We start from the raw sequence: 12,426 nt of genomic DNA on the forward strand, positions 1-12,426 counted from the left end.
GTGTCAACTCTTCGGTCAGTAAGAAACTTTGCAACAGATCCCCCTAGATAACAAAATTTCTTGCTTAAGCTTATTTTAATGATCATTTTTTAAACTTATTGCACGTTACACGACACCTCACGTAAGCGCACCTTTTCTCACTCTTGGAGCATTAAGAGCCAAGTCGTAGCTGAGCGCTGCAAGAGAACGAGGCTAGGACGGTGTTGAGTACCCTGCCCTAGATCAAGGTTCAACTTGACCAAAACGTAACTCAAACAAAAACTCCGCTCTGCGGCTGCCAATATTTGCGAAAACCTTTTGTCTAGCACATGACAAACCTTGCTGCGTGGCTGGACCTCCCAAAAGAGCTGCACAAGTTGGATGGCCCTCTAACTGAATCAATATCGTAAACCGCCAGACTCCATGCCCCGAGCTAAAGGCAAGAAGCATAGGAAAATCAATGGTGCATCACATGAGTGTCTCAAAAAACTGCTGCGAGCGGTGGTAACGTTAGCCTTAGAAGGGCTGCCTTCCAGAGGATTGGTTTAATCGCCAGCTTCAAACTTTGGCTTAGTTCCACGTTTGTGCGCTGCTTTACGAAAAACAACTTCTGCCTCAGCATAGGCCTTCTAAGCCCACTCTATCATACTCAAAACGAACTAGCTTGGCCCGATACTGGATGCCGATACTGGCCCCGGCTTAATACGCCTCCAACAAAAAAGCGCGAACTGCAGTCCGCGCCTTTGATAAATTACTGCCTTAGTTCTTACCCGTGGGTAAGATCATCTTCTTCAGGCAAAGCTTCAATAAAAGCGGCGATCGCCTCTTCCAGTTTGTTGCGATCCACCCGCGTGAAGTCCAAGTTGTATTTTAGCTCAATTCGCCCGCTGGAAGCAGAGCATTTCGCAACCCCTGCCCTGCCAGTTACTTGAAACGTAGTTTTCGCTCGCCGAGGCTTACTGGAGCTTTCACCCTTAGGCTTCTGGTCCTCGCTGGCCTCTGTCGCCCCTAAAAAAGACCTGAGAATCGCGACCTCGCGAACGCCGTCACGATCCGGTTCGCTCATCAACGTCTCGCTCACCTGCCGCACAAGATTCGGCGTTGCATCGAACTTGCGTTTAAGTTCCACGCCGACATTTCGCGGAATGTCATTTGGATGCATCAGCACTTTGTCCAACATCCTCAACAAACTGGCAAACGACCTGATATAGCTGCGCTTGGTGTAGCTTGCCGACTTGAACAACGTGGAAACGGCCTTGTCCACATCCGGGCAATCATTTGACGGGTTTTCCGCATACGCTCGTGCGAGTGCGCCCATTTCCGCAAATGAGATATCCTTGCGGATCAAGTTTTCATCCACCATGCGACGGTAGCTGTTGTCGAGGTCGCTAGCCTCTGAAATGCCCGCCGGAATTCGGGCGTACACGTCCTTACCCGTTTCATCGAGCAATGCTCGATAAGCAGATAGGCGACGCATCCCTTGGATGAGCTCGAACCGGCCATCCGAACGACGTTCAAGTCTGATTGGATTGGACAGCCCAATGTCCCGAATAGAATCCTTGAGCTCGTCCAACTCTGGATCCGGTCCAGGCTTGCGATCTCGTGTCAGCTTTTCGGTCAAGACATCGGCCAGAGGTACATGTTCAGTGACCAAACCTTCGTTCCGAAGGCGGACCAACTCATGTGCCAGGCGATCGTTTTCTGCTCGAATGGTTTCTTCTGTCGATTGCTGATCCCGCAACGCATCGGCATTTTCAGAAATCGCCGCTGCCATCGGACCTCGGCGCTTCTCAAGAACTTTGTCCGGCACGTTCCCAACAGGAATGTCGTCCATTGCCGGTATGTCGATATCGAACATTCTGCGCTTGCGGCTCATGCCTCATCCTCCAGCTTGTCCCAGGCCGACAACATGACGCCCCGAAATTCCTCATATACATTGTCAAATGTCGAACGCGCTCGACGCCAGGTTTCTCGCGTCATCTCGCGATAATCCATTTCATAAACTGAGCTAAGGAAACGACCTGACTGCTCAACTGCGCGAGTCATTTCAACCGGATGCTCGGCGACGTGCTCTCCAAAGACCTTTTTGAACGCCTCAAACATCGCATGGTGAAGAGCGTTGCCCGGCTCGTATCGCGTGAGTAGGAACCGCAACTCACAAAACGTTTTTGGCAAACCGATCTTACCCGTGGGTAAGGTTTTGTCGAAGCCGTAAGCCAAATCCTCCAACGCCTCGGCAAGCTGCCCGATGAAAGACGTGGTGGAATCGTACTCCCAGTATCCCGGGCCCGATGGAATATAAAGCATGTCAGCAGCAAAGACGGCATTCATGGATTGATAACCAATTGCCGGAGGGCAATCGAAGATGATCAGGTCATAGGCATCATCGGGGATTTGATCCAGATATCGCGACACAGCCGCAAAGAATGACCACTCAGGGTTAAGATGCCGATACTGCGCCGAAGCAAATTCAACGAAGGCGGCATTGGCACAGGATGGGATCGCGTCGATCGTGGACCAGGAAGTCTTTCTGATAAAGTCCGAGATTCTGAGGTCACCAAGACCCATATCTGTAATTGACGGCGGCAGTTCACGGCGGGGTAGGGCGGTCCCTGATTGCGCGGCAACGGGGCGATTGTTCATACGTTCCGTTTCACGGATTAGATCCCGGGCCATGATGCCCCAGACAGTATAATCCTCGGCCACATCCGTAAGACCCATCGAATGGCTCAGCGTCGCCTGTGGGTCAAAGTCCACCACAAGCACACGATACCCATCCAGTGCAGAGGCGTGCGCAAGATGTAACGCCACGGTCGATTTTCCAGCTCCGCCCTTGAAGTTGGCAACAGCAGCGCGAATGGCGCGCTTGCCTTCGGGGCGCGGGGGCATCAGGGACTTCCGGTTTACCTTGAGACGTCGTCGCAACTCGTTCACCTCTTCCAGGCTGAACCACCTCTGGCGCCCATCCGGCTCGACCTCGCCACTGGGCAGGGACGGATCCGCCGCCAATTTGCCGCGAAAGGTCGACTGGTTGACTCGGAAGATCAGCTCGGAAACCTCCCAGCTTGAAAACCGGCGGAGTGTCTTCTCCATTTCGGGGCTAAAAGTCTGCTGGCGAATCCAGCCCTGCAGCTTGAGGGATTGGTTGCGCAATGCGCTCAGGTCTTCGTGCGTGTACATGCCTCTGATCTCTATATTTGGAACGTAAATTTCTGTTCGTTTCCTATTTACGACCGATTTGCACTTTACGCAAAAGAAAATATCATGAAACTGCAACCTTACCCACGGGTAAGAAAACAAGGCGTCTAAGCGCAAAAGCGATTCGGGAGATTCGGCCGCGCCGCTCAGCGAGTCATGTACCAGGAACCTCGTTATTTAGGGGGACAGGGAACGGTCAAATCCTATATATAGGGGGACATTAGAACTCTTTAAGGGGACATACTGCATGTCCCCCCTCACCATTAATTCACCAAATTCTTTTCTTTTTTGAAGGATGACCGACCTAAAGGTTGCCTCGATTTCAGACTCTTCTTGACAGAATCGAAGGTTTGGACGCTAATTAGGCCAAGATGGCGAAAAGCGTTGGAAAACAGCGCGAACATGGCGGGATAAACCCGTCTGAGGCAGAAGAAGCGGTGAGAACGGGTATGCAACTGGCTAAACCGGTCGGGCGTAATGCGGCGGCCTTAAAATACGATATACTCTCTGCGCTGACCGTTCACGCCTTGTCAGGAGATAAACACCGACAGCGTAGTGTTCTGCGTATCATCGCCTTGATTACGACCAGATATAACTGGCGCAGCAATGAATTGTCGATTGGACGCGAAGAAATTTCGCGCCTTTGGGCAGTGAACGAAAGGACAGTAAAGCGCGAAATGTCCAAATTTCGCGCATTAGGGTGGGTATCCGTCAAAAGGCCTGCGGCGCGTGGCAGAGTCGCCGTATACGAGATTGACCTCAAACAGATCATGATCGACACGCAAGAGGTGTGGCCGATCATAGGTTCGGACTTCCATGCGCGTATGATGCATGAACCGGAGCCGGAAACAAATATTGTGCCGTTCACGATGAAACCCGCGCCCACCGAAGATGGCGAGAGCGATGTCTGGTCACAGGTCCAGTCGAATCTTCATGAACGAGATCCAGAACTGTGGGCAAGCTGGTTTCAACATTTATCCGAAGCTGAGCGGGCAGGGGGGACTGTGACCCTCGTTGCTCCTTCGCGGTTCATGGCTGATTACATTTCTCAAAAGTGGAACCAACGTTTGCTCGCAGCCTATAGCCGGGTCGATCCCAGCATTAGAGTTGTGCGGGTGGAGTCGGCGGAGTGAGGGGCATCCGCCCATACTGGCGCAAGCCATCTGACCAACAGGAGAGCTCGTCCATGTTTCTGAAAAACTGCTGGTATGTCGCCGCTTGGAGCAAGGATATCGGGCGCGAACTGAAGGCCGAGACCTTTCTAGGCGAAAACATTGTGTTCTACCGCCAGCAGGACGGCACCCCCGTCGCGCTTGAGGATGCCTGCCCGCATCGCAAGCTGCCGCTGTCTAATGGCAACCTGATTGGCGATGTTGTGGAATGCGGCTATCACGGTCTGAAATTCGACTGCTCGGGTAAATGCACCGATAGCCCGACCCAGCGCGGTATGACCCCGCGTCGAGCGGTTGTAAAATCCTACCCGGTGGTGGATCGCTATCGCTTTCTGTGGATCTGGATGGGCGACCCGGATCTGGCCGATCCTGACAAGATTTTCCCGATTGATAACTTCGATGACCCAAGCTGGGGCAAAACCGATGGCGGGGTGATGGATATTGACTGTCACTACCTGTGGATCTGCGACAACCTGTTGGACCCCAGCCATGTAGCCTGGGTTCATGTGTCGTCCTTTGCAGGTGCAGGCACGGATGAAGAGCCGTTGGATGTGAATAGAACAGATCGAGGCGTAATCGTTTCGCGCTGGATCGAGAACAAGCCGCCGTCGCCTTATTACGCGAAACTGGTGGCCTTTGACGGTGATTGTGACCGACTGCAGCACTATGAGATGTGTATGCCTGCGATCGGGCTGAACAAATCTATCTACACGCCCGTCGGGACCGGAGGCTATGATAAGCAACCGGTTGCTGAGACATTCATCAACATATCTTACAACTTCATGACCCCGATTGATGAGGATCGAACCCGGTATTTTTGGTTCCAGCACCGCAATTCCGATCCCGACAATGCCGAGGTGTCCAAATTCATGAATGATGGCGCGCGGATGGCGTTTCTTGAGGACAAAGAAGTGTTGGAAAAGGTTCATCTGGGCATGAAATACGCCAAGACGCCCCATATTGATCTGGGGCTGGACGCGGGGGCCAAACTGTTCCGGAAAGCTTTGAACCGCGCGATTGAGGCTGAGGCTGGACCGATCGACATGGTTGAGCGGTTGTAAGGCTTGCTGGTCGGTTCTGAAACCCACTAGGCATCGAGAGGAAAGTGAAACCGGGGATGCACCGCATCCCGCCGCTCGAATCCGCAAGCCAGGTAGGCGGCTTGGGCTTTTGAATTGTCGGGGTGGGTGCCGACCATCATGTAGGAGCAGGACAGCGCGCGCGCCTTGTATATTGCGCCTTCGATCAGCCGCCGCCCGACGCCCATGCCGCGATGGGGCCGTTCGACAAAGAGGTGGTGCATGTCGATACCACGACGACCCAGCTGCAATTGGCTGAGCGGGCTCAGAACGGTATAAGCTTCGCGACAGTAGCACAGCCATTACTTTCTCGAAGTAGGAAGAGTTGGAAGCTTGTCTTCTAACAAACTTCGATCATACGAAAGTGGCTGACTGCACACTTAGCAGACAGGTTCTGAAGTCAATATCAGCGTCGGCAGGTAGATCGAGTTCCAAAACTGTCAGCGCCCAAAGCCGCCCATCGCGGCAAGCCCCAACCGCAGTTTATCGCTCAGAAAAGGTGAAATCCAACCCAATTAGCGGAAGCAGAGACAGTTCAATCTTTGGCGTGGATGATCGTTCAGTCTGACAGCAATTGAACAACTTGGTCCGTTTCAGGTCTGCGTCTCGATTGTTCTGGCATTTCGATCACAAGAGAGCGACCTGTATGGCAGGATTGACTATGCACGGGCGTCAAAGCACCAGAAGCTAAAGCTTCTTCGATCAGACACATGTGTCCGATCAACATGCCTGCGCCGGCCTTGGCCTCTTCGACGGCAAGGCTGTAGAGCGAAAACTGAGGTCCACTTTGATCATCGCGCAGTTTATACCCAGTTTTTTGGGACCAAGTGGACCAATCGTCTTTCCAAGCCTGATCATGCAGTAGTGGAATGTCTTCAAATCCGTTTCCGCCTCGGGCGCGATCCAGAAGCGTAGGCGCGCAAACCGGAGCGATAATGTCCTTGCAAACAGCGATCTGCCTTGGCGATCCATCCGTCACGGCGAAGAAGATCGACAAATCGAACAGCTCACGCCCAAGAGTGGGCGGAGTTTCCATGGCTGTTACAGAAAAAGTGATGTCTGGCAGTTGAGCTCTGATCTGACGCAGACGCTTGGGCAGCCAAAGTTGGGCAACACTGGGCAGGGCTGCGATGTGAAAATCGGCCTTGGGCTTTAAGTTGCGCAACGCTCGGGCCGCATCGGCCACTTGGTCAAAGGCCGAGGTGAAATCCGCGACAAGTGACTGCCCTTCAGGGGTGAGCTCAACGCCCTGGGCATTGCGGCGAAACAGCGGGGACCCTGCCCAACCTTCCAGTGTTTTTATGTGTTGAGATATCGCGCCCGGCGAGACGCTCAACTCTTCGGCTGCCGCGGCAAAGCTTACGTGGCGCGCAGCAGCCTCAAAGGCGCGCATGGCGTTCAGAGGTGGTCCTTTCGGGCGATTAGGAACAACGCTCATTTCAGAAGCCTTAGTTTTTCTACGCCAAGAAATATCAATTCTGCTTTGCGATGTCACGCGGCAGTCGTCACATTGAGAAAAACAGGAGATCGTCAGATGACACTTGCGCAAAGAGATTGGGTGCCCGCCGTAAGCGAAACCTTGGTTCAGGACATCGCAACAAAGGCCGCTGCGACACCGTCGGGTGATCTATTGGCCCGGATTGAGCATTTGGCAGAGGAAAACCGTCGCATCCACGAGAAAGAGTGCTTCAACCTAAACCCGGCAACCAATGTGATGAACCCCAAAGCCGAACTGCTTTTGTCTTCAGGCATTGGGTCGCGACCTTCCTTGGGTTACCCCGGCGACAAATATGAAATGGGGCTGGAAGCAATCGAAGAGATCGAAGTTATCGCCGCAGAACTGTGCGCCGAGGTTTTTGATGCCCAGTTTGCCGAAGTTCGCGTGCCTTCAGGCGCCATTGCCAACCTCTATGGGTTTATGGCGACTTGCAAACCAGGCGACACAATAATCGCTCCTCCCGCCTCAATTGGCGGGCACGTTACCCATCATGTAGCTGGTTGCGCCGGACTTTTTGGTCTGCGAACAATCGAAGCACCTGTGAACGCTAATGGCTACACCGTCGATCTGGATGGTTTGCGCGAACTGGCGAAGTCTGAGAGGCCCAAGCTGATCACGATTGGCGGCAGCCTTAATCTGTTTGAACATCCTGTGGCCGAGGTCCGCGCCATTGCGGACGAAGTAGGAGCATGGGTTATGTTCGACGCCGCCCATCAGTGTGGCATCATTGCCGGACGCGCGTGGTCAAACCCGTTGAAAGAAGGTGCGCATTTCATGACTATGAGCACCTATAAGAGCCTTGGTGGTCCGGCTGGGGGTCTGATCGTTTCAAATGAAGCCGAAATTGCGAAAGCGCTGGACGCGATAGCCTTTCCCGGCATGACTGCCAATTTCGATGCAGCCAAGACTGCTGCTCTCGCCGTCACGATGTTGGATTGGAAGGAATTTGGTTCGGCCTATGCGCGCGAGATGATCGCCATGTCACAAGCGTTGTCCCAAGCGTTGCACGAGCAGGGTGTTCCGATCTTCACTTGCCGGGATGGTTTTACAAATTCCCACCAATTCGCGGTTCTTGCGAAGGCTTTCGGCGGAGGTCAAACAGCATCCAAAAAGCTGCGGGCAAGCGGGTTCCTCGCATGTGGCATCGGCTTGCCGGTCGAACCCGTAGAGGCGGACATGAACGGCCTGAGGATCGGCACCCCAGAGTTGGTGCGGTGGGGTATGAGGTCCGACGACGCTGAGCGTTTGGCCGATCTGATCATGCGCGGCCTGAGTGGTGAAACTGTTCTGGCAGAGGTTTCTGCCTGGCGCAGAGAGTTCGACCAGCTGCATTTCGTGAATTGAGATCAAAGCGGCCGTTTGAGTTGACCTCTCGAATTCCGGTCGCTTTGACAACATCCTTGGAGACGGCAAAGGGACGATTTGCCGCCGATCGTACTTGTTGGTTCGAGCGGGCTGTACAATGTCTGTCATCACCGTTAAGGGCGTGATCTTTCTTCTGCAAGGTGATCTATGCACAACCCCTTCGACCTGCCCAAGACGCTTTCGCAGGCGTTGACCCAAAAGGGTTACAGCGAACTAACACCCGTTCAAGTCGCGGTGACACAGCCTGAACTGAGCCAGCTTGATCTGTTGGTGTCAGCGCAAACCGGATCGGGAAAAACGGTGGGTTTTGGCTTGGCGATTGCGCCAGATTTGTTGGACGGCGATGGCCGATTTGATCGCCCCGCGTCCCCTTTGGCTTTGGTCATTGCGCCCACACGTGAATTGGCCATGCAGGTGCAACGGGAATTTGACTGGCTGTTTTCTGAGGCCGGGATCGTTACCGCATCCGCCGTTGGAGGCATGGATGCGCGTGCTGAACGCAGAGCGATCGAGCGCGGCGCGCATGTCATTGTCGCCACGCCCGGTCGACTTAGGGACCATGTCTCTCGGGGTGTGATCGATCTGAGCGATCTCAGGGCTGTCGTCCTGGATGAAGCGGACGAAATGCTGGACATGGGGTTTTCGGAAGATCTGGAGTTCATTCTGGACCACACGCCTGAAAACCGTCGCACATTGCTATTCTCGGCAACGGTGCCGCGCGGTATCGCCAAGCTTGCCCAGACCTATCAAAAAGATAACGCACGCCGCATCGAGGTCGGCAACAAAGACGCCCAGCACGCGGACATTTCCTATCTTGCGCTGTCCGTGGCCCCGTCAGACATCGAAAAGGCAATCATCAACCTGTTGCGTTTTCATGATGCGCAAACGGCGATCATCTTTGCCAATACCCGGTCTATGGTGGCCCGCCTGACAGCGAAGTTTTCCAACAGGGGGTTTTCGGTGGTTTCGCTTTCGGGCGAGCTGAGCCAGTCTGAACGCACCCACGCTTTGCAAGCCCTGCGTGATGGGCGTGCACGTGTATGTATCGCAACAGATGTGGCTGCACGCGGCATAGACCTGCCCCGGTTGGAACTTGTGATCCATGCGGATCTGCCGTCCAATGCGGAATCTCTGTTGCACCGATCCGGGCGAACAGGCCGCGCCGGACGCAAGGGCACTTCGGTGCTGATTGTACCGGGGCGCCAACGGTCAAAGGCACAACGCCTTTTGAAATCCGCCAAACTAGAGGCGGAATGGGGTACGCCACCCTCCGCCGAGGCGGTGCTTGCGCGCGATGAAGAACGGCTGATGTCCGATCCGGGCTGGGATCAGTCCCCAAGCGCCGAAGAACAGGCTTTCTCTCAGCGCCTTCTGCAAGAGCACTCTGCCGAGAAGATTGCGGCGGCGTTTCTGCGGCTCTACCGCGAGCGCAATTCCGCGCCCGAGATTTTGGGTGATGTGCCTGAACCGGGTGCCCGCAAAAAACGGGACGCTTCGGATTTCGGGCCCAGCACTTGGTTTTCGCTGTCTTTGGGCCGCAAACAACGCGCCGAGCCGCGATGGCTGCTGCCCATGCTGTGTCGTAATGCGGGGATTTTCAAAGATGCAATTGGGGCCATTCGTGTTCAATATCAGGAGACATTCGTTGAAATCCTGACCGATGCCGTGCCTGCGATGAAGAACGAGCTTGGCCCAGAGCTTGACCTTGAGCAGGGCGCGCGTTTGACCGAATTGCCCGGCGTCCCGGATTTCGACGCCTCACCAAAAGGCCCCCCTGCGGCACCAAAGACGCCGCGTGCAGATCGCAAAAAGGACGTATCGCGTCGCGACTCTAAGCCCGCTGTGGATCCAAACGCCGCTGAATCCGAACAGAGCGCGAAAAAGCCCTCAAAGCGCCAGGATAACGTTGACAAACCACAGTCTGGCAAGCCGAAGCGGAACCATGGCAAGAGCCAGGGCAATCCTGAGAAGAAAACAACCGTCAAAAGCAACGGTATCGAGACCAAGCGGCGCAAGAACGCGGCTGATCCGTCAAAACCCATGGGTTCTCGGAAAGAACGCGCCAAGGGCCGGCAGGATGGCGACAAACCCAAACGCTTTAAGGTGCGCGCAGGAAAAGGCCCGGATGCGCGGCCGATGCGCAAAGGGTCACGGAAAAAGTGAACCCCATTGTTGCTTTCTGGTGGCATTGCAAAAGGTGCATCAGCCGAGCCATATGATGGATGCGATAAGCCGGGTTGGGATCCAACTGATCTTAAAACCCAACCCGGCGCGTCTTTGTGATCATTCGCCTATTCGTACGGTTTCGCCGCTTTCTATCGCTTTTTGTGCCGCGTGCCCCATCCGTACGGCCCAAAGACCGTCCTTCAGGCTGACGTCCGGTTTGGCCTTTTCACCGCGCAGCACGGCCAGAAACCCTTCGTGCTGATAAAAGGTTGACCCATTGTGGTCTCCGGCCGCCAATATTCTGGCGTCTACGGGTACATCTATTGTCGTGGGCCCCTTGGGGCTGCGGGGGCTTACAATAACTTTGGGCACTGGTGGTTCCCCCAGATGATCCGGCCAGAAGCGCCCTGGGCCGGGAACCAGCGCCTCGACCTTGGCCTTGGCTCCAACAGCCGAAATTTCTTCCTGATACCGGGAGCCTTCTGCAAACATGCACAGTTCTAACATGGCCCGTGCGCCCGAGGCGAAATCGACAATGACGTACCCGTGGTCCAGAATATCGGGTGTTTCGCCTTCGTAGCTTTCGTCCAGATGGTTGACGGCTTGTCCGCCGCTTGCGGTCACGCGCACCGGGTCGGATTGCAGGATCAAGCGCATGAGGTCGAAGAAATGGCAGCATTTTTCGACAAATGTGCCCCCGGTATTGCGATTGAATCGGTTCCAGTGGCCAACCTTCTCCAGAAAAGGGAAACGATGCTCGCGGATAGACAGCATCTTCACGCCACCCGTTGCTTCCGCCTTGTCGATCAAAGCGGCAATTGGGGGCATGTATCGGTATTCCATCGCAACCCAGATGGGGCAGGGATAGCTACGCTCAACATATTCTAACCGGGCCACATCCTGTGGGTCGGTGAACAACGGCTTTTCCACCAACAACGGCAGGGGTCGCGTTTCGGCCACTTCGCAGATCTGGTCTACATGCAAGTGATTGGGGCTTGCTATGACAAGGCAATCCAACTCCGCGACTGCCAGAAGCTCTTTGACCGAGCTTACCATCGCGGCATCCGGTGCGATGGCTTTGGCAGCTTTTGCCATCACCGGATCCGGCTCAAAAATCGCCGCCACGCGCGTCCGTTCCAACAGGCCGATATTGTGCAAGTGCTCTTGCCCCATCATGCCGCATCCAATCAGCCCGTAGTTGATGGTTCGGGTCATGCGTGTTTCCTTTTACTTCAAACGTTGGACGTAGTTGGCCCGATCTGGGTCGAACCATGTTTTTGAGAATTCAACGGGTTCAGCGGTCTCTGACCAGCTGAAACGCTCGATATACCCCACTGTTTGGCCTGCTGGTTTGGTGAAGCTTTCGGGCGTCCAATCGGGAAGCGATTGGACCGAGACCCTGTCTTCGGCCCGAATGATCCAAAATCCCAATTGGCGTTGATAGTAGCGGTAAAGAGAGTCGGACAAGAGGGTCCGGTCGATCAAACCTGCTGATTCGTCCAGCCAGATTTCTTCGACGGCTATGATTGTGTCATTCAAGTAGCGCATCCGACGCACGCGTGATCCGCGGGTTGACTGTCCGAACGGGGGCAGATCGGAAGGTTTTTCCAAGTGATCCACCGACAGGATATCCGCGCGCGGCAAGCCGCCACCTTTAGGCAATTCAAGCCGGAACATCGCATAGACGCTGTTCTGTGTTCCTGTTTCCCGAATGTAATTGCCCGAGCCTTGGATGCGCTCGAGCATCCCCTTTTTTTCTAGCTCGGCGAGCGATTTTCGCAGCGTCCCGACCGAGACATTTAGTTCTGCGGCCAGCTCGCGCTCGGGTGGCAGGCGCTCGCCGTCTATCAGCCGACCCGCCGCGATGTCGCGGATCAGAAGCTCCGCAATCTGGATGTAAACCGGAAGGGCATTTGGGTTTCGATTAGCAGAGGGCACAGTCAGTCGCTTCACTTAGTCGCGGAAAAAA

General features: G+C 54.7%; 10 protein-coding genes. 4 read left to right on the top strand and 6 right to left on the bottom strand.

Translation table 11 applies throughout. The annotated features are described in order from the left end of the window. Nucleotides 1–745: 745 nt before the first annotated feature. Nucleotides 746–1,855: a ParB N-terminal domain-containing protein gene (locus tag GOV91_RS19180; RefSeq protein WP_171236605.1), complete on the bottom strand. Its 1,110-nt coding sequence runs from the start codon at nucleotides 1,853–1,855 to the stop codon at nucleotides 746–748. Then, nucleotides 1,852–3,159 (bottom strand): AAA family ATPase, encoded by a 1,308-nt coding sequence (locus GOV91_RS19185; RefSeq protein ID WP_171180549.1) that lies wholly within the window; start codon nucleotides 3,157–3,159, stop codon nucleotides 1,852–1,854. Before GOV91_RS19185 ends, GOV91_RS19180 begins: the two co-directional genes overlap by 4 nt. 389 nt (nucleotides 3,160–3,548) lie before the next feature. Here GOV91_RS19185 and GOV91_RS19190 point away from each other — a divergent pair, with 389 nt between their 5' ends. Continuing rightward, nucleotides 3,549–4,310, top strand: a complete 762-nt coding sequence (locus GOV91_RS19190) for a DnaA N-terminal domain-containing protein (RefSeq protein WP_254440718.1) — start codon at nucleotides 3,549–3,551, stop codon at nucleotides 4,308–4,310. 53 nt (nucleotides 4,311–4,363) lie between these two features. After that, on the top strand, nucleotides 4,364–5,410 hold the full coding sequence (locus GOV91_RS19195) for an aromatic ring-hydroxylating dioxygenase subunit alpha (RefSeq protein ID WP_171236606.1): 1,047 nt from the start codon (nucleotides 4,364–4,366) through the stop codon (nucleotides 5,408–5,410). Nucleotides 5,411–5,436: 26 nt separating this feature from the next. On the opposite strand, the gene GOV91_RS19200 is transcribed toward GOV91_RS19195, so the two are convergent. Together GOV91_RS19200 and GOV91_RS19205 are read right to left on the bottom strand one after the other, a co-directional pair. Continuing rightward, nucleotides 5,437–5,679, bottom strand: a complete 243-nt coding sequence (locus GOV91_RS19200; protein ID WP_256368714.1) for an N-acetyltransferase — start codon at nucleotides 5,677–5,679, stop codon at nucleotides 5,437–5,439. Between the two features lie 308 nt (nucleotides 5,680–5,987). Further along, entirely contained in the window at nucleotides 5,988–6,866 is an 879-nt protein-coding gene (locus GOV91_RS19205; RefSeq protein ID WP_171236608.1) for a LysR family transcriptional regulator, read from the bottom strand. Between the two features lie 96 nt (nucleotides 6,867–6,962). On the opposite strand from GOV91_RS19205, the gene glyA reads away from it, so the two are divergent. Together glyA and GOV91_RS19215 are read left to right on the top strand one after the other, a co-directional pair. Beyond that, on the top strand, nucleotides 6,963–8,270 hold the full coding sequence (gene glyA / locus GOV91_RS19210) for a serine hydroxymethyltransferase (protein WP_171236609.1): 1,308 nt from the start codon (nucleotides 6,963–6,965) through the stop codon (nucleotides 8,268–8,270). A 168-nt stretch (nucleotides 8,271–8,438) separates the two neighbouring features. Beyond that, on the top strand, nucleotides 8,439–10,454 hold the full coding sequence (locus GOV91_RS19215) for a DEAD/DEAH box helicase (RefSeq protein WP_171236610.1): 2,016 nt from the start codon (nucleotides 8,439–8,441) through the stop codon (nucleotides 10,452–10,454). A gap of 120 nt (nucleotides 10,455–10,574) precedes the next feature. On the opposite strand, the gene GOV91_RS19220 is transcribed toward GOV91_RS19215, so the two are convergent. Then, entirely contained in the window at nucleotides 10,575–11,672 is a 1,098-nt protein-coding gene (locus GOV91_RS19220) for a Gfo/Idh/MocA family protein (protein ID WP_171236611.1), read from the bottom strand. Nucleotides 11,673–11,684: 12 nt separating this feature from the next. Continuing rightward, complete coding sequence (locus tag GOV91_RS19225; protein ID WP_171180711.1) at nucleotides 11,685–12,395, bottom strand: GntR family transcriptional regulator; 711 nt, start codon at nucleotides 12,393–12,395, stop codon at nucleotides 11,685–11,687. Nucleotides 12,396–12,426 lie beyond the last annotated feature (31 nt).

The organism is Ruegeria sp. HKCCA6837, assembly GCF_013034475.1.
Taxonomy (GTDB): domain Bacteria; phylum Pseudomonadota; class Alphaproteobacteria; order Rhodobacterales; family Rhodobacteraceae; genus Ruegeria.

Excerpts from the sequence above, each read along its gene's own strand:
- GOV91_RS19205 (WP_171236608.1), bottom strand. The coding sequence starts at position 6,866 with ATGAGCGTTGTTCCTAATCGCCCGAAAGGACCACCTCTGAACGCCATG.
- glyA (WP_171236609.1), top strand. The coding sequence starts at position 6,963 with ATGACACTTGCGCAAAGAGATTGGGTGCCCGCCGTAAGCGAAACCTTG.
- GOV91_RS19215 (WP_171236610.1), top strand. The coding sequence starts at position 8,439 with ATGCACAACCCCTTCGACCTGCCCAAGACGCTTTCGCAGGCGTTGACC.
- GOV91_RS19195 (WP_171236606.1), top strand. The coding sequence starts at position 4,364 with ATGTTTCTGAAAAACTGCTGGTATGTCGCCGCTTGGAGCAAGGATATC.
- GOV91_RS19190 (WP_254440718.1), top strand. The coding sequence starts at position 3,549 with ATGGCGAAAAGCGTTGGAAAACAGCGCGAACATGGCGGGATAAACCCG.
- GOV91_RS19220 (WP_171236611.1), bottom strand. The coding sequence starts at position 11,672 with ATGACCCGAACCATCAACTACGGGCTGATTGGATGCGGCATGATGGGG.
- GOV91_RS19180 (WP_171236605.1), bottom strand. The coding sequence starts at position 1,855 with ATGAGCCGCAAGCGCAGAATGTTCGATATCGACATACCGGCAATGGAC.
- GOV91_RS19185 (WP_171180549.1), bottom strand. The coding sequence starts at position 3,159 with ATGTACACGCACGAAGACCTGAGCGCATTGCGCAACCAATCCCTCAAG.